Consider the following 17,237-nt stretch of genomic DNA (forward strand, 5'->3'; position numbering starts at 1 on the left):
AAGCGATAAGTTAAGAATATGGCAAAAGTATATGTTACTGATGTAGTTTTACGCGATGGCCACCAGTCATTGATCGCAACGCGCATGCGCACTGAAGACATGCTGCCCATCTGCCCACAGCTTGATGCCATTGGTTACTGGTCATTGGAGGCTTGGGGTGGCGCAACATTTGATGCTTGCGTACGTTATCTGAAGGAAGACCCTTGGGAGCGTCTGAAGAGTTTGCGCAAGGCCTTGCCATCGACGCCCATCCAAATGCTGCTGCGCGGCCAGAATCTGCTTGGCTACCGTCATTATTCCGACGATGTGGTACGCGCATTCGTGCAAAAGTCCGCCGATAATGGCGTGGATGTTTTCCGCATATTTGATGCGATGAATGATCTGCGCAATCTGCGCACCTCTATCGAAGCCGTGAAAAAAGTCGGCAAGCACGCCGAAGGTACTATCAGCTACACCACCAGTCCCGTGCATGGCATTCCTTATTTTGTCGAGCTGGCCAAAGAGTTGGCCTCCTTCGGCTGTGACACCATCGCCATCAAGGACATGGCCAGTCTGCTGACGCCTGAAATCACCGGCGAGCTGGTCAAGGAACTGCGTGCTGCCACCAATTTGCCTATACACCTGCATGCCCACGCCACTTCCGGTCTGGCCAGCATGTCCATCCTGCGTGCAGTGGATAACGGCGTCGCGATTGTGGACGGTGCGATTTCCTCCTTTGCGGAAGGCGCAAGCCTGCCGACCACTGAAAGCATTGTGGCGGCATTGCAAGGTACCGAGTACGACACCGGCCTTGATCTGGGCAAGCTGCAAGAAATTGCCGCCTACTTCCGTGAAGTTCGCAAGAAGTACTGGCAGTTTGAAAGCGCCTTCACTGGTGTTGATACACGCGTACTGGTGAATCAGGTGCCAGGCGGCATGATTTCGAATTTGTCCAACCAGCTGAAAGAGCAAGGCGCTCTGGACCGCATGGACGAAGTACTGGCAGAAATTCCACGTGTGCGTGAGGATTTGGGCTTCCCTCCCTTGGTCACGCCTACCTCGCAAATCGTGGGAACCCAGGCCGTACTGAATGTGATGACCGGCGCCCGTTACAAATCCATCACCAACGAGGTGAAAAACTACCTGCTGGGGCAGTATGGCAAGGCACCAAGCACCGTCAATACCGATGTGAAACACCTTGCTGTAGGTGATGCCGTGGTCGTTACCTGCCGCCCAGCGGATCTGCTGGATGCAGAAATGGATAAACTGCGCGCCGAATCCGAAGGATTGGCAAAGACAGAGGAAGATGTGCTGACCTACGCCATGTTCCCTGATCTGGCCAAAACCTTCCTGCAGGAGCGTAATGCTGGCACGCTGAAACCAGAAGCGCTACTGACCAAAGAAGCTGCCTCAACTTCGGCCGCTCGCTACGCGCCTCATGAGTTTAACGTGACCCTGCACGGTGAAACCTTCCACATCAAGCTGACAGGTAGCGGTCATGCTGGAGAAGATCAGCGCCCATTCTATGTGTCCGTGGATGGGGTGGCTGAGGAAGTGGTTGTAGAAACCCTCAGTGAAATTGAAGTCAGCGATGGCAACACGAATGGCAATGGCCGTAAAAAAGCATCCAGCAATGCCAGCAGCAGCACAGGCCGCCCTCGCCCATCCCATGTCGGTTGTGTGACCACCGCCATGCCGGGAACCATTGTGGAAGTGAAGGTTAAAGCGGGTGACCAGGTAAATGCCGGGGATGCCGTGTTGGTGATTGAAGCGATGAAAATGGAAAATGAAATCCAGGCGCCTAAATCCGGCATCGTCGTCGCTGTGCATGTCGCCAAAGGTGACAGCGTGACTCCCGACGAGTCTTTGCTGGAAATCCAGCCCGCTTAACCGCAGCGTCATCCATAACAAGCCGGCAGTTTTCATATCTGTCGGCTTTTTTATTGGTAAAAGAACTTATGTCTATCGAACTGATTCTTGCCTCTTCCTCCCCATTCCGCCGCGACTTGCTGACCAGGCTGGATATCCCGTTTATCTGCTGCTCACCTGATATTGATGAATCACCTTTAGCCAATGAAAAGCCCGAAGACACCGCCTTGCGGCTCAGCCAGGAAAAAGCGCGCAAAGTCGCCGCGCAATACCCACAAGCCCTGATCATTGGCTGCGACCAGGTGGCGACGCTGGATGGGCAGCAAATTGGCAAACCGGGTACGCACGCAAACGCAGCAAGGCAATTGCAAAGCATGCGGGGACGCGAGGTCACCTTCCATAGCGCGCTATGTCTATACAATGCCGCGACTGGAACCATGCAGGCGGATGTTGTGCCTTACGTGGTCGAATTCAGAATGCTGAGTGATGCCCAGATTGAAAACTATCTGCATAAAGAGCAGCCATACAACTGTGCGGGCAGCGCCAAATCGGAAGGGCTTGGAATTGCGCTCATTGCACGCATGGAGGGCACAGACCCGAATGCCCTGATCGGGTTACCATTGATCTGCCTCATCACTATGCTGCAAAACGAAGGCTTAACCATTATCTAAGCGGGCAACGCCCCAAGGAGATTTTCATGCAAAACCGTGTTCTCGCTCTATGTCTGAGCAGTCTGTTTGCCAGCCAGGTACTGGCCGCTGATACAGAAGAAATACTGAGTACATTGCAGGATCAAACCCAGGTAGCCGTCACCATTTACAACGAGGACCTTGCCCTCATCAAAGACCAGCGAAAAACCAGACTGCCTGCGGGCAACAGTGTATTGACCCTGCGCGATGTCAGCGCCCAATTGCGCCCCGAGACTGCACTGTTACGCAGCCTGAGCACACCCAATACGCTGAACGTCGTTGAGCAGAATTTCGACTTTGATTTGCTGACGCCGGAAAAGCTGCTGGAAAAATATGTAGGCAAGACAGTCCAGCTCGTTCGGACCAACCCTGCCACGGGCGTTGAGACCAGCGAGCAAGCGCAGGTGCTGTCCGCGAATAATGGTGCCGTGCTCAAAATTGGCAACCGCATTGAAACCGGCATTGCAGGCCGCATTGTCTACCCGGATGTCCCTGCCAATCTGCGCTACCGCCCCACCCTGCTTACCCATCTCAGCAACAAGCAGGCTGGCGACCAGACTGTGGAGCTCAGCTACCTGACCGGTGGACTATCCTGGAAAGCTGACTATGTTGCCGAACTGAATGCGGCTGAAGACAAGCTGGACTTGTCAGCCTGGATCACGCTCAACAATACCAGCGGCGCTACGTATCGCAATGCCAAATTGCAACTGGTAGCCGGCGATGTGCATCGCGCACCACAAGCTAGGCCCATGCTAATGAAGATGGCACGATCGGAAATGGCGATGGATGCCGCCGCCCCGGTCAGTGAAGAATCCCTGCTGGAGTATCACCTCTACAGCCTGGATCGCCCCACTACCCTGGCTGAAAACCAATCCAAACAAGTTGCCCTGCTCAGCGCAAGCCAAGTGCCTGTTCGCAAAGAGCTATTGCTGAAAGGCGCGGATTATTACTATGGTTCCAGCGTGGATGAAATCGGCCAGAAACTCAAAGTCGGGGTCTTTATCGAGTTTGATAACAAGGAAGCAGACCGCCTTGGCATGCCTTTGCCTAAAGGCACCCTGCGCGTGTACAAAAAAGATCGCCAGGGCAATGCTCAGTTTGTAGGTGAGGACAATATTGACCATACCGCACGCAATGAAACAATCAGACTGAAGCTGGGCGATGCGTTCGACATCAATGCCGACAAGAAGCAAACTGACTTCAAGCAATTACCCAATCCAGCCAAAGCTAGCAGGGCCACAGAAAGCGCTTACGAAATTGTGCTGCGCAATGCGAAAAAAGAAACTGTCACGGTCATTGTGCAAGAACCAATACCTGGCGATTGGAAAATCCTGAAGGAAAGTCAGCCAGGTAACAAGCTGAACAGCCATCTGTACGCCTGGAAAGTCCAGATCCCAGCCGAAGGCCAAGCCGTACTCACTTATCGCACGCAGGTTAAATATTGATTTCATGAGCACGACCTCCTCCTCCACAGTCACATCATCGCCCTTGGGTACGCTTTATCTGCTGCCTGTCACACTCGGGGATGATCGACTGGATAATGCGCTGCCCGCTGAGGTATTGAAACTCGCCAGAACGCTGGACACCTTTGTGGTGGAGAACGAAAAAACGGCGCGGCGCTTTTTATCGCTGATCAAAACAGATAAGCCGGTACGTGAACTGACCCTGTTGCCGCTCAATGAGCATACCGAAGAAAAAGCCTTGCCTGAGCTGCTCAAGCCTCTGCTGCAAGGTCGTAACGTAGGGATTATGTCGGAAGCAGGTTGCCCGGGCATTGCAGACCCGGGCGCCAGACTGGTGGAACTCGCGCACCGCAAAAGCATCAAGGTGGTGCCCTTGGTCGGTCCTTCGTCCATATTATTGAGCCTGATGGCCTCAGGGCTTGATGGGCAGCGATTCAGCTTTCATGGGTATCTACCAAGCGACAAGGCTGCGCGAATTCAACGCTTGAAAGAATTGGAGCGGGAATCGCAGAAGTGGCAACAGACTCAGCTATTCATCGAAACGCCATACCGTAACCAACATATGCTGGAGGATATTCTGGCCCAGTGCCAGGGGACGACGAGGCTTTGTGTGGCCACCAATATCAGCCTGAGCACAGAGCGCATCGTGACTAAAACAATCTCCGAATGGAAGCGGCACGAGCTGCCGGATATCCACCGTCAACCCACCGTATTTCTGTTATTGGCAGCTGACGGGCGCTAGAGCAGTTTTTTGACAGGCGCATAACTGCGCCGGTGCACTGGCGAAACGCCATGCTCAATCAGCATGGCCATGTGGAATGCGGTGGGATAGCCTTTGTGTTTGGCAAATCCATAATGAGGATATTGCTGGTCAAGCGCGTACAGCTCTTTGTCGCGTGCAGTTTTCGCCAGAATAGAGGCCGCAGAAATCGCCTCGACCTTGCTGTCGCCATCAACAATCGCTTCTGCCACCATGGAAACCTGTGGGCAGTGCAAGCCATCCACCAGTAGCTTATGTGGCTGAATGCCGAGTTGTTCGACCGCCCTGCGCATTGCCAGCATACTGGCTTGCAGGATATTGATGCTATCGATTTCTTCTACTGTGCTGTGGGCAATCGCCCAGGCAAGCGCATGCTGCTTGATTTCCAGCGTCAGCGCATCCCGTTTTTTTTCGGACAGTTTTTTGGAGTCAGCCAACCCTGGAATAGGCCTGGCAGGATTCAGAATCACGGCAGCTGCGTAAACGGCCCCAGCCAAAGGCCCCCGCCCGGCTTCATCCACCCCGCAAATGATGAGTTCACTCATGGCAAGCAAGCCAGAATGGCACTTGCAGCTTTTTCCTCAGTATTTTGCCGCAGAAGATGATGAATACGCGTGAATTCAGCTTTGATTTCTTCCATCTGGGTTTTGTCGTTCACCATCTTAAGCGTGGCTTCAGACAATTTTTCCGGGGTCGCATTATGCTGCAGCAACTCTGGCACCACAAAGCGGCCTGCCAGCACATTCGGCAAGCCGACATAAGGCAGATAGAGCATGCGTTTCAATATTTGCCAGCTCAGCCAAGGCATACGATAGGTGATCACCATGGGGCGCTTCAGCAAGGCTGCCTCAAGTGTGGCGGTGCCCGATGCCACAATGACGGCATCCGCAGCTTCCATCGCCATATGGGCATGCCCAAATAAAATATTGATCGGCAGTTCTTCCGCTTTTTCATCGTAAATGGCCTGCTCAAAAATCCTGCGGGTTTCACGCGTAATCAGGGGAACAACAAACTGGATACCGGGCTGATGCTCCAACATTTTTCGGGCGGTTTGCACATAGAGCGCCGCCAATTGGCGGACTTCACTCTGGCGGCTACCCGGCAACATGGCGATGACGACCTGCTCTGCCTTGATCTTGAGATTCTGACGTGCCTGCACCTGATCAGGCTCAATAGGCAGGATATCTGCCAATGGGTGCCCCACATAACTGACCGGCACCCCGGCCTCTTTGTATAAGTCAGGCTCAAAGGGGAATAGCGCCAGCATATGGGAAACCGCACGCTTGATTTTTGACATCTTGCCACGGCGCCAGGCCCAGATGGAGGGGCTCACGTAATGAACAGTGGGAATGCCGCGGCGCTTGAGTTTGCGTTCCAGGCCAAAGTTAAAGTCGGGCGCATCAATCCCGATGAAAAGCTCGGGGCGAGCCTCGATAAGATCACGGGCAAGCTGGCGGCGCAACCTTAACAAACCTGGCAGATGACGCAAGACCTCCAGATAGCCGCGAATGGACAGGCGCTCCATGGGGAAAAGTGTGCGTGCCCCTTCGGCCTGCATCTTAGGGCCTGCAATGCCGACAAACTGCAGATCCGGCCTATGCTTTTTCAAGGCTCGGATCAAATGACTGCCAAGAAGATCACCGGACGACTCTCCGGCCACAATGCCGATAATGGGCATGCTACAGGTCTTTCTTAACGGACAATGCCGCGGGTGGAAATATTCAAAAAGTCTAACAAGATATCCAGCTCCTGGCACTCCGTGAGTTGCAAGGCCAGTTGCTCTTTGGCTTCTTCCAGGGTCAAGCCCTGACGGTAAAGCGTCTTGTATGCGCGCTTGATACGGGTGATGCTATCCGCGCTGAAACCACGTCGCTTGAGCCCTTCAGCATTAATGCCATGCGGCTTGGCGTCATATCCCGCGGCCGTTACATAAGGTGGAATATCCTTGAAAACAACGGTGCCAACGGCGGTCATGACATGCGAGCCGATTTTGCAGAACTGATGCACCAGGGTAAAGCCCCCCAGAATGGCATGGTCGTACATATCGACATGTCCGGCCAGCGAGGAGTTGTTTGCCAGAATCGTGTGATTACCTACCTGGCAATCGTGGGCAATATGGACATACGCCATGATCCAGTTATCGTTTCCGATACGGGTCACGCCCTTATCCTGAACCGTACCGCGGTTCAGGGTGCAGAACTCGCGAATGGTGTTGTTATCGCCGATTTCGAGCCGTGTGGGTTCGTCACGGTATTTTTTATCCTGTGGCGCCTCACCTAGCGAGGAAAAATGAAACAGGTGATTGTTCTTGCCTATGGTCGTAGGGCCTGCAATCACCACATTATTGCCTACGCGCGTTCCTGGCCCGATCTGCACATCCGGACCTATGCTGGTATAAGCGCCAACTTCAACAGTGCTATCAAGCTCCGCTCGCGGATCAATGATCGCTGTCGGGTGGATTTTAACCTGGGACGTCATAATGGCTACTCAATTGCCTTCAATATGCACATCATTTCGGCTTCTGCCACGACCACATCATCAACCAAGGCCTGACCTTTGTATTTCCAGATACCACGAAGGATACGATCTATGCTGACCTTGAGAATAAGCTGGTCACCTGGCGATACCGGCTTTTTGAACCGCGCGCTATCAATGCCGGCAAAGTAATACACCGACTCATCATTCGGCTTGGTGTCCATCGTCTTGAACGACAGGATGGCAGCCGCCTGGGCCATGGCTTCCACAATCAGAACGCCAGGCATGACAGGATGATAAGGAAAATGGCCAGGGAAAAAAGGCTCGTTCATGCTGACGTTTTTGACAGCCACGATCTCCTTGCCAAGCTCCAGGGATAATACCTTGTCGACCAGCAAGAAAGGGTAACGGTGCGGCAGGTGCTCTAATATTTCATGGATATCCATGCTGGTAACAGCCTGATCATTCATGGCATTTCCTCAATTTCTATTTGTTATGTCCAGCTGCGCCCTGATCTGCGCCAACTCATTTTCCAACTGCTTTACCCGCTCGGACATATCGCCCAGACGACGTATATTTGCCGCCGTCTTGAGCCAATCGCCATGTGTCTGGAACGGCATCAGCGCTGTGTAAGTATCTGTTTTCAGCAATGATCGCGTAATCATGCTGCCCGGCGAAATCGTCACTCCATCTGCAATCTCCAGATGCCCCAGTATCATGGCAGCACCCCCTATCCGGCAATGCTTGCCAACGATTGCGCTACCGGCAATGCCAACGCATCCCGCAATCACGGTATGGGCACCTATCCGGCAGTTGTGCCCGATCTGAATCAGGTTATCAAGCTTCACACCCTGCTCAATAATCGTATCGTCCAGGGCGCCTCTATCTACCGAGGTATTGACGCCAATTTCCACGTCATCTTCGATAATGACTCTGCCAACCTGAGGGATTTTAACCCAGCGCCCCTGATCATTGGCGTATCCAAAACCATCCGCGCCTATCACCACGCCTGCCGCCATGACACAACGCTCACCGATCTGGCAATCTGCATAGATCGTGACATGAGACTGCAGCACCGTCTGGCTGCCGATATGTACATTGCGCCCAACCACACAGCCTGGGCCAATCACCACGCCTTCACCGAACTTCACCCCAGGCGCTATCACAGCATAATCCATGACAGTACATGAGGCAGGTACGACAGCATCCGCAGCCACACTGGCATTCGGGCTAATGCCTGGCACATACTCGACACGCGGATTCAGCAGATCTGAAACACGTGCGAAATAGGCATAAGGATTATCGGTCACGATGCGCGGCAGCGTCGTCAATGCACGATGCTGTTCACTGATGATAATCGCACTCGCTGCCGTATCGGCAAGCTGAGTGCGATACTTGGAATCAGTTATGAAGCTGATATGCCCAGCTTGGGCATTGGCCAGTGAGGCGACACGGCTAATGACAATATCACCATCACCGACCAGCTCGCCTCCCAGCCTGGATATGATCTCCGTTAAGGAGTATTGCGCTTTCATCAGGCCAGGATCGCTTTCTAATACCAGAATTACTTCTTGCCCAGAGCCTTCAGTACCTTGTCGGTAATATCAATTTTCTTGCTTGCGTACGCTACGCCACCGTAAACAACCAGATCATAACCTTCAGCTTCGGATACCGAAGTAACGGCTTTGTTGATGCGGTCTTGCAAAGCACCCAGCTCTTCGTTTTTGCGCATGTTCACATCTTCACGCAATTCGCGCTGTTTACGCTGAAACTCGATCTTCAGGTTGGATGCATCACGCTCTTTATTACGACGGTCAGTTTCTGACAAGGTGAGGCTGTCTTTGTCCAGCGAGGTTTCGATATCTTTGATCTGCTTTTGAAGACGGTCCAACTCTTGGGTACGAGGGCTAAATTCCTTCTCGAGCTTTTTACCGCTCTCCGCCGTTTGTGGCGCCTCTTGCAGAATCTTGTCCACTTGTACGTAACCCACCTTGAGCTCTGCTGCAGACACGTTCAGTGTAAAAGCAGCAAATGCTGTCAAGACCAGGCTTTTCAATAATTTACTCAATTCATTCTCCAATATTTAACACTTAATCATACAAACAGCTTAGAACTGCGAACCCATCTGGAATTGCAGGATCTGCGTCTTATCGTCGTTATACAAGGTTTTGCCATCGGTTTGCACAGCATCCTTTTGTGCGTTGAGGGCCTTGGCCAATACGAGCTTGATAGGCCCGAACGGCGAATACCAGCTCACGCCAATACCTGCTGAGTAGCGCAGATCGCCAAGATCCATACGCTCATCCGATGTATAGACGTTACCCGCATCGATAAATGTACTCAGGCGCAATTGCTTGGAATCCTTCATGCCAGGAATGGGGAAATACAACTCCGCATTACCCAGCAGACGCTTGGTACCGCCAATAGCATACCCGCGTTCATTCACCGTGTCATAGAGACGAGGACCAATCGAGCTGGTTTGATAACCGCGCACCGAGTTTACACCACCAATGTAGAAGTTCTTGAAGAACGGGAAGTCCTTGCTGCCATAAGTGTCACCATACCCTGCTTCACCATTCAACATGAAGGTGATATTAGGCGTAATGTCCTTGTACCAGGAATGCTTGTATTCCACCTTGTAATACTGCAAGTCCAGGCCAGGCAGACCAATTTCTGTGCTCAAACGCTGGTAAACACCCTTGTTTGGGAACAACACATTGTCCCGGGTATCATGTGCCCAGCCCAGATTGAGCAAGACGCTGGTGTTATCGCACCCATTGGCGTTAGAGTCACCGCAATAGCGACGATACTGTATGGGGCTGCTGGAAGTCAGATCAACCTGGGTAAAGTCAAAGGTCAGACCTGCACTCACCGAATCACGTTCATTCAGCGGCATGCCAAAGCTTACGCCGGTACCGTAAGAAGATGTTTTGTAACTACCCGTACTCAGATACGAAGTATCAATATCGCGGCGATACGCATTGAAGGTACGGCTTACGCCATCCGGCGTGAAGTAAGGATCGGTATAGCTCAATGAGTAGATAGTGTTTACCTTACCGGTATTCACCTGCGCAGACACCCGATTACCCGTTCCCAGGAAGTTGTTCTGGTTCACCGTAACACCGAATACCACACCTTCAGCACTGGACAAGCCAGCGCCAAACATTACGCTACCGGTCGATTTTTCAGTGACGTTGATATTCAGGTCCACCTGATCATTTGTGCCCGGTACCGCAGGCGTTTCCACGTTCACATCCGAGAAGAACTGCAAACGCTCCAGACGCTGCTTGGAACGATTAATCTTGTCAGCGCCATACCATGCGGATTCCATCTGGCGCATTTCACGACGCAATACCTCATCGCGGGTGCGTGTATTACCGGTCAGGTTGATACGACGGACATATACACGGCGACCTGGGTCGATGAAAAAGGTGAAGGCAACAGTATGCTTGTCTTTATCAACATCAGGCACAGCATTGACGTTAGCAAATGCGTAACCGTCGTTACCAAGACGGTCGCCAATGGCCTTGCTGGATTCTGTAATTTTCTGGCGATTGAAGTATTCACCTGTTTGGAGGCTGATCAGCTTGCGCGCTTCTTCTTCCGCCAGCAGCATTTCGCCAGCCAGCTTGATATCGGTAACGGTGTATTTCTCACCCTCACTGATATTGATGGTGATGTAAATGTCACGTTTGTCTGGGGTAATCGAGACCTGGGTGGACTCAATATTGAACTCCAGAAAACCTTGATTCATGTAAAAAGACCGCAAGGTCTCCAGATCAGCGGTCAATTTTTGCTTGGAGTACTGATCATTCTTGTTCCACCAGGTCATCCAGCCTGGCGTGGTCAATGAAATGGTTTCCAGCAGGGTTTTGCTATCAAAAGCCTGATTGCCGACAATATTGATGCTGCGAATCTTGGAGATGGCACCTTCTTCAATATTGAACTGTACTGCTACGCGATTGCGCTCCAGAGGAGTGACCACGGCTTTCACGGTAGCGCCATACTTACCCTGGGAAAGATACTGACGTTTGATTTCCTGTTCGGCACGGTCCAGCATGGATCGGTCAAAAATCAAGCCTTCAGCCAGGCCAATCTGCTTCAGGCCTTCTTTCATTTTGTCACTGGGGAAGGATTTATTGCCGCTGAAATTCAGCTGGGCAATCGCAGCGCGCTCCTGAACGACAACAACCAGCACATCCTGATCTGCCTCGATACGCACATCCTTGAAGAACCCAGTGCCATAAAGCGCTTTAATTGCCTGAGTCGCCTTGTCATCATCCATGGTCTCACCGACCTTGACTGGCAGGTAGTTGAATACGGTACCGGCTTCGGTACGCTGTATCCCATCTACTCGAATATCCTTCACTACGAATGGCTCAAGTGCCATTGCTGATGTTGCATACATACCCAATACCACAAACGGTATATGCTTAAGCTTGATGCTTAAATTCATTCAGATCAGCCTGTTATCAATCGATTTATATCGTTATAAAAAGCGCATGCCATCAACAATCCAAGCAGCGCCAGTCCAATACGTTGACCAATTTCCATGACGCGCTCGGAAACCGGGCTGCCCTTGAAAACCTCAACAATATAATACAACAAATGCCCCCCATCCAACACAGGGATAGGCAGCAGATTTAGCACGCCAAGGCTAATACTGACGAGTGCCAGAAAGCCCAGGAAAGCTTCCCAGCCAATCTTCGCACTCTGACCGGCATAACTGGCAATCGTCACAGGCCCACTCATGCCACGCCACGACACATCCCCAGTCAGCATGCCTCCCAGCATTTGAAGACTGAAAACCGAGGTTTCCCATGTCTTGGTAACTGCCTTGGCAGCCGCCACGCCTGGTGAGTAGCTCACCGTCGTCATGATTTTATCCAGCTCGCTCTGGTTTGCCTTGTAAGCGGCGCCAATTCGGCCTATGTCCTTGCCATTTTCTCGAACACTATCGGGAATAACCTGTAAATCCACCGTTTGAGCATTACGTGCGACGGTGACCTTCAATGGCGTATGCGGATGAAGGCGTATGGTATCCACCACCTGATCCCAAGCTGTAATGCCAACGCCATCAATTGCGCGTATGTTGTCTCCTGCACGCAAACCAGCCTTTTCTGCTGCGCTTCCGGCCACGACCTCCCCCACCACAGGTGGCATGCTTGGGCGATAAGGTACGAGGCCCAATTTTGGCAGGAAGTCTCCCTCAAAATCATCTTTGTCCAACACAGATAAATTCAATTGATGATGCAGGGAAACGTCGTTCAGCCGCCCCTCTACCGAGACCGGGGAGTCACCAAGCGCCTGACGCATCAGTATCCAGCGTACGTCTTGCCAGCTGGCCACAGTCTCGCCAGCGATATCGGTAATCAGCTCGCCGGATTTCATTTGCGCAATGGCTGCGGGTGTTTCTGAAGGAATATCCCCTAACAGTGGCTTGATACCCATGACGCCATGCATAAACAGCACCCAGTAAAGCAGGATGGCGAGTAACAGGTTCGCCACCGGCCCAGCCAGCACGATGAGCATACGTTTCCATACGGCTTGCCGATTAAAGGCGCGATGCAGCTCATGCTCGGCAACTGGGGCTTCGCGCTCATCCAGCATTTTCACGTAGCCGCCCAGGGGGAAAGCCGCCAGCACGAACTCGGTATTGTCCTTGCCGATATTTCTGGTCAGCAATGGCGTTCCAAAGCCCAGTGAAAATCGCAAGACCTTGACGCCACACCAGCGCGCGACCTGAAAATGTCCATACTCATGAATCGTAATCAGGATGCCAAGGGTAACAACAAACGCGATGACAGTGATCATGCTGATTGCACCATCCATTCCTGAGCCAGCTGACGGGCGGCCTGGTCAGCTGCAATCAGGTTGGGAATGTCAGTAACGGGTTCTATGCTGGATAGCGAGAGCACGCGCTCGATGAGGGCGGGGATATCCATGAACCCTATGCGAGATTGCAGAAACGCCTCAACAGCGACTTCATTAGCTGCATTGAGAATCGCAGGTGCTGTTCCACCGCGCTTCAGCACATCAAAAGCCAGGCGCAAACATGGGAAACGGCCAGTGTCAGGACGTTCGAAATTCAATGTCGCAATCTTGAACAAGTCGAGCGAGCCCACGCCGCTGTCTATGCGCTCAGGATAAGCCAGGGCATAAGCGATGGGCGTACGCATGTCGGGGTTCCCCAATTGCGCCAGCACCGAGCCATCCACATATTCCACCATGGAATGAATGACGCTTTGTGGATGCACCACCACCTCAATCTGCTCGGGCGTTGCATCAAAAAGCCATTTCGCTTCAATCACTTCCAAACCTTTGTTCATCAAGGTGGCAGAGTCAATGGTGATCTTGGGTCCCATGACCCAATTGGGATGATTGAGCGCCTGCTGCGAAGTCACTTGCAGCAATTGCTCCCGGCTGGCATTGCGGAATGGACCGCCGGATGCCGTCAGCAATATTTTGCGTACACCGCCACTGTGAAGGTCAGGGTATTTTTTGGCAGGCATGACCTGAAAGATGGCGTTATGCTCGCTATCGATAGGCAGCAAGGTCGCACCACTCTCTTCCACCGCCTGCATGAACAAGCTGCCGGCCATCACAAGCGTTTCCTTGTTGGCCAGCATGATGCGCTTGCCGGCATGGGCAGCGGCCATGGCAGGCCTGAGACCGGCTGCCCCCACAATGGCGGCCATGACAGCATCCACCTCAGGAGCGGAAGCGACTTGCTCCAGGGCATCCATGCCAAACAGAACTTCCGTTTCAATACCCGCCTGGATGAGCATCTGCCGCAGGCGATCTGCCGCGGCCTCCTGCAACAGCACGGCATATCGCGGATGATATTGCTTGCATAGATCAAACAAGGCCTCGGCGCGACCGTTAGCCGTTAATGCATAAGCGCGGTATTTGTCAGGGTGACGGGCAATCACATCCAGCGTATTGAGCCCGATGGTGCCAGTGGCACCAAGGATGGTAATGTTTTGTGGTGATGACTGTAACAAATTTCGCCCCCAAGGCTATTGGGAAACACTTGCCCATAAAGGATAGGCGTAGTGGTAATACAACGGGAAATAAATAAAGAACGCTGCCAGCGGCAAGCTTGAGGTCAAGCCATCGATGCGATCAAGCACGCCGCCGTGCCCAGGTAACAAGCGACCGCTGTCCTTTACTTCGGCATGCCGCTTCACCAGCGACTCCAGAAGATCTCCCATGATACTCAGCACGGTAATCCCCCAAAGCCCCAGGATAATCCAGGGGGTGATTCCCAATGTGCTACAAAGGATGAGCCCATATACGCTGACGGCCAGCCAAGCGCCCAGCACGCCCTCCCAGGTTTTCCCCGGGCTGATTTTCGGTGCAAGCTTGTGGCGGCCAAAACGCTTGCCCGCGAAATAAGCCGCACTATCGGCAATCCATACCGCAACCATCAAGGCAAGCAACAGCCCTGGCTGGATGCGGTGCAAACTGACGAAGGCGAGCCAGGTCGGGATAAGGATTACCCATCCGATAACGGCTACCCCCACCTGGTTTCGAATACGAAAACGTCCGGATAACCAGATGGGGACAAAAAAGGTCCAAAAAATGGCAGAGGCCAGCAAGCCCCAGAACAGAAGATGCTGTTGAATAAACACATACGATGAGTCAGTGACGGCAACCGCGAGCAGGCCAATGGCAAATGTCACTGCCGGATATAACCATTGCCCCCCGCCCAGTCGATTCATGCTCGCCCATTCCCATGCACCGATGGTAATGATGAAGAGCATCAGCAAGGCCCAGTAGACCTCGGGAAGATAGAACAGCGCAGCCAGAAAAAGTGGTATCAGTACCAGGGATGTAAGAACGCGCGCTTTTAGCATGACTTATTGTTGTAACTGTTCGCTGGTGCGGCCAAAACGACGCTCACGCTGACGATAAGATGCAATGGAAAGTTCGAAAGCAGCCGAGTCAAAATCGGGCCATAAGGTGTCCGTAAAATAGAGCTCGCTGTATGCCAGTTGCCACAGCAAGAAGTTACTGATGCGCTGCTCGCCGCCTGTACGGATGAATAAATCAGGCTCCGGGGCATAATGCATGGAAAGATAAGGCGCCAGATGCTCTTCATTATAATTGCCAGCAAGCTCAGGGTGCTCGGCCTGCAAACGGTTCACCGCCTGCAATATATCCCAGCGGCCGCCGTAATTCGCAGCAATGGTCAGCGTGAGGCCGGTATTATCCCGCGTCAGGGCTTCCGCACGGGCAATCTGCTCGCGCAAGGACTCATCAAAGCGGGAATGGTCGCCGATCATGACCAGGCGAATGTTATTTTTATGAAGCTTGGAAACCTCTTGTTGCAGGGCTTCCATGAAAAGCCCCATCAGGAAGGAGACTTCCTCCTGCGGACGGCGCCAGTTTTCACTGCTGAAAGCAAACAGCGTCAGGTATTCAACGCCGATGCTCGCACACTGCTTGACGATGTCGCGCACCACTTCGACGCCACGTTTGTGGCCCGCGACTCGCGGCAGGAATCGCTTTTTGGCCCAGCGCCCATTGCCATCCATGATGACGGCAATATGGCGCGGCACCTCAGCGGTGGCGGGAATGGATTGCGTGGAGCTGAAAAAAAGCGCCAATCAAGACTCCGTTTCTAAAGGCAAATCAAACAAGGCAGTTTACACCGCCATAAGGTCGGCTTCTTTGACTTGCAGAAGCTTATCAACCTCAGCCACAAAACGGTCCGTCAGCTTTTGCACCTCGTCTTGCATGCGGCGCTCGTCATCCTCACTGATTTCTTTGTCTTTGGTCAGTTTTTTCAGCTGATCATTGGCATCACGGCGCACATTGCGGATAGCCACCTTGGCATTTTCACCTTCGGTACGCACGACCTTGATAAGGTCGCGACGGCGTTCTTCCGTCAACATGGGCATAGGCACACGAATCACGTCCCCATTGGTTGCCGGATTAAGGCCCAGATCACCATCACGGATGGCTTTCTCGATCTTGGCCACCATGTTCTTTTCGTAAGGCTGCACGTTGATGGTACGAGCATCGCCCAGCGTAACGTTCGCTACCTGATTCACTGCGACCATGGAGCCATAGTATTCCACCATGACATGATCCAGCAGGCCGGTATGTGCACGGCCCGTACGCACTTTACCGAGGTCACTCTTGAGCGACTCCAGGGATTTCTGCATCTTTTGTTCTGCGTTTTTCTTTACTTCGTTGAGCATCACTCTCTCCTAAAGCTGGCGCATGCCTTAAGGCAATACGCGCGTACCTTCATCTTCGCCCATGACTACACGCTTAAGGGCGCCCTGCTTGAATATACTGAATACGGAAATAGGTAATTTCTGATCGCGACACAGCGTCAGTGCCGTCGCATCCATGACCTTGAGGTTCTTGATGATGGCTTCATCAAAGGTCAGTGTTTTGTAACGCATGGCATCGGGATTGGTCTTGGGATCATCGGTATAAACCCCATCGACCTTGGTGGCTTTCAGCACGATCTCCGCATTCATCTCCATACCGCGTAACGCTGCTGCAGTATCTGTTGTGAAAAAAGGATTACCGGTACCGGCACCGAAGATCACAACGCGCCCTTCTTCCAGATAACGAATCGCCTTGCCACGAATATACGGCTCGGCAACCTGCTCGATATTGAGGGCGGACTGCACGCGGCTCACCAGCCCAATGTGACGCATGGCGTCCTGCAAGGCCAATGCATTCATCACCGTTGCCATCATGCCCATATAGTCAGCCGTCGCTCTATCCATGCCTTCAGCCGCAGGCGCAACTCCACGAAAGATGTTGCCGCCACCGATGACCACGGCCACCTGCACGCCCATATCCACCACTTCCTTGATTTCATTCACAATCCGGGAAATGGTCGCACGATTAATCCCGTAACTGTCATCACCCATGAGGGCTTCACCGGATAATTTAAGCAGGATGCGTTTAAAGGCGGGGGATGTCATGGGGCTCCTATCTGAATTGTGCAAAACGACAATGCGTTATTAAATCACA

At 52.7% G+C, this 17,237-nt stretch carries 17 protein-coding genes; 4 read left to right on the forward strand and 13 right to left on the reverse strand.

All coding sequences use genetic code 11. The features are described from left to right. Positions 1 to 18 precede the first annotated feature (18 nt). The 4 genes from oadA to MPQ_RS07190 all read left to right on the forward strand — a co-directional run bounded on the left by oadA (position 19) and on the right by MPQ_RS07190 (position 4,742). Positions 19 to 1,869, forward strand: a complete 1,851-nt coding sequence (gene oadA / locus MPQ_RS07175) for a sodium-extruding oxaloacetate decarboxylase subunit alpha (RefSeq protein ID WP_041362153.1) — start codon at positions 19 to 21, stop codon at positions 1,867 to 1,869. Between the two features lie 68 nt (positions 1,870 to 1,937). Then, positions 1,938 to 2,519 (forward strand): Maf family nucleotide pyrophosphatase, encoded by a 582-nt coding sequence (locus MPQ_RS07180; protein ID WP_013442249.1) that lies wholly within the window; start codon positions 1,938 to 1,940, stop codon positions 2,517 to 2,519. A 26-nt stretch (positions 2,520 to 2,545) separates the two neighbouring features. Further along, positions 2,546 to 3,982 carry a DUF4139 domain-containing protein gene (locus tag MPQ_RS07185; RefSeq protein WP_013442250.1) on the forward strand — a complete coding sequence of 479 codons (1,437 nt, stop codon included), beginning with the start codon at positions 2,546 to 2,548 and terminating at the stop codon, positions 3,980 to 3,982. A gap of 4 nt (positions 3,983 to 3,986) precedes the next feature. Further along, positions 3,987 to 4,742 carry an SAM-dependent methyltransferase gene (locus MPQ_RS07190; protein WP_013442251.1) on the forward strand — a complete coding sequence of 252 codons (756 nt, stop codon included), beginning with the start codon at positions 3,987 to 3,989 and terminating at the stop codon, positions 4,740 to 4,742. Here the strand turns inward: MPQ_RS07190 and rnhB are convergent. The 13 genes from rnhB to pyrH are packed head-to-tail and all read right to left on the reverse strand — an operon-like array spanning position 4,739 to position 17,188. After that, entirely contained in the window at positions 4,739 to 5,305 is a 567-nt protein-coding gene (rnhB, locus tag MPQ_RS07195; RefSeq protein WP_013442252.1) for a ribonuclease HII, read from the reverse strand. The two genes, MPQ_RS07190 and rnhB, sit on opposite strands and share 4 nt — an antisense overlap. Further along, positions 5,302 to 6,438, reverse strand: coding sequence for a lipid-A-disaccharide synthase (gene lpxB / locus MPQ_RS07200; RefSeq protein WP_013442253.1), 1,137 nt, complete (start codon positions 6,436 to 6,438; stop codon positions 5,302 to 5,304). Before lpxB ends, rnhB begins: the two co-directional genes overlap by 4 nt. 14 nt (positions 6,439 to 6,452) lie before the next feature. Beyond that, the gene (gene lpxA / locus MPQ_RS07205; protein WP_013442254.1) at positions 6,453 to 7,238 is read right to left on the reverse strand and encodes an acyl-ACP--UDP-N-acetylglucosamine O-acyltransferase; all 786 of its coding nucleotides are present in this window, start codon (positions 7,236 to 7,238) and stop codon (positions 6,453 to 6,455) included. A gap of 5 nt (positions 7,239 to 7,243) precedes the next feature. Beyond that, complete coding sequence (gene fabZ / locus MPQ_RS07210) at positions 7,244 to 7,705, reverse strand: 3-hydroxyacyl-ACP dehydratase FabZ (RefSeq protein ID WP_013442255.1); 462 nt, start codon at positions 7,703 to 7,705, stop codon at positions 7,244 to 7,246. Positions 7,706 to 7,714: 9 nt separating this feature from the next. Further along, entirely contained in the window at positions 7,715 to 8,770 is a 1,056-nt protein-coding gene (gene lpxD / locus MPQ_RS07215) for a UDP-3-O-(3-hydroxymyristoyl)glucosamine N-acyltransferase (protein WP_013442256.1), read from the reverse strand. A 29-nt stretch (positions 8,771 to 8,799) separates the two neighbouring features. Next, a complete protein-coding gene (locus MPQ_RS07220; protein WP_015830106.1) occupies positions 8,800 to 9,303 on the reverse strand; it encodes an OmpH family outer membrane protein in 504 nt (167 codons plus the stop codon). 39 nt (positions 9,304 to 9,342) lie between these two features. Continuing rightward, the gene (bamA, locus tag MPQ_RS07225; RefSeq protein ID WP_013442258.1) at positions 9,343 to 11,691 is read right to left on the reverse strand and encodes an outer membrane protein assembly factor BamA; all 2,349 of its coding nucleotides are present in this window, start codon (positions 11,689 to 11,691) and stop codon (positions 9,343 to 9,345) included. Positions 11,692 to 11,696: 5 nt separating this feature from the next. Next, positions 11,697 to 13,049 (reverse strand): RIP metalloprotease RseP, encoded by a 1,353-nt coding sequence (gene rseP, locus MPQ_RS07230; RefSeq protein ID WP_013442259.1) that lies wholly within the window; start codon positions 13,047 to 13,049, stop codon positions 11,697 to 11,699. After that, positions 13,046 to 14,239, reverse strand: a complete 1,194-nt coding sequence (ispC, locus tag MPQ_RS07235) for a 1-deoxy-D-xylulose-5-phosphate reductoisomerase (protein WP_013442260.1) — start codon at positions 14,237 to 14,239, stop codon at positions 13,046 to 13,048. Before ispC ends, rseP begins: the two co-directional genes overlap by 4 nt. Positions 14,240 to 14,254: 15 nt before the next feature. Further along, complete coding sequence (locus tag MPQ_RS07240; RefSeq protein ID WP_013442261.1) at positions 14,255 to 15,094, reverse strand: phosphatidate cytidylyltransferase; 840 nt, start codon at positions 15,092 to 15,094, stop codon at positions 14,255 to 14,257. Between the two features lie 3 nt (positions 15,095 to 15,097). After that, entirely contained in the window at positions 15,098 to 15,847 is a 750-nt protein-coding gene (locus MPQ_RS07245) for an isoprenyl transferase (RefSeq protein WP_013442262.1), read from the reverse strand. A 39-nt stretch (positions 15,848 to 15,886) separates the two neighbouring features. Continuing rightward, entirely contained in the window at positions 15,887 to 16,444 is a 558-nt protein-coding gene (gene frr, locus MPQ_RS07250) for a ribosome recycling factor (protein WP_013442263.1), read from the reverse strand. 27 nt (positions 16,445 to 16,471) lie between these two features. Further along, a complete protein-coding gene (pyrH, locus tag MPQ_RS07255) occupies positions 16,472 to 17,188 on the reverse strand; it encodes a UMP kinase (RefSeq protein ID WP_013442264.1) in 717 nt (238 codons plus the stop codon). Positions 17,189 to 17,237 lie beyond the last annotated feature (49 nt).

This window comes from Methylovorus sp. MP688 (assembly GCF_000183115.1).
In the GTDB taxonomy this organism is placed as follows: domain Bacteria; phylum Pseudomonadota; class Gammaproteobacteria; order Burkholderiales; family Methylophilaceae; genus Methylovorus; species Methylovorus glucosotrophus.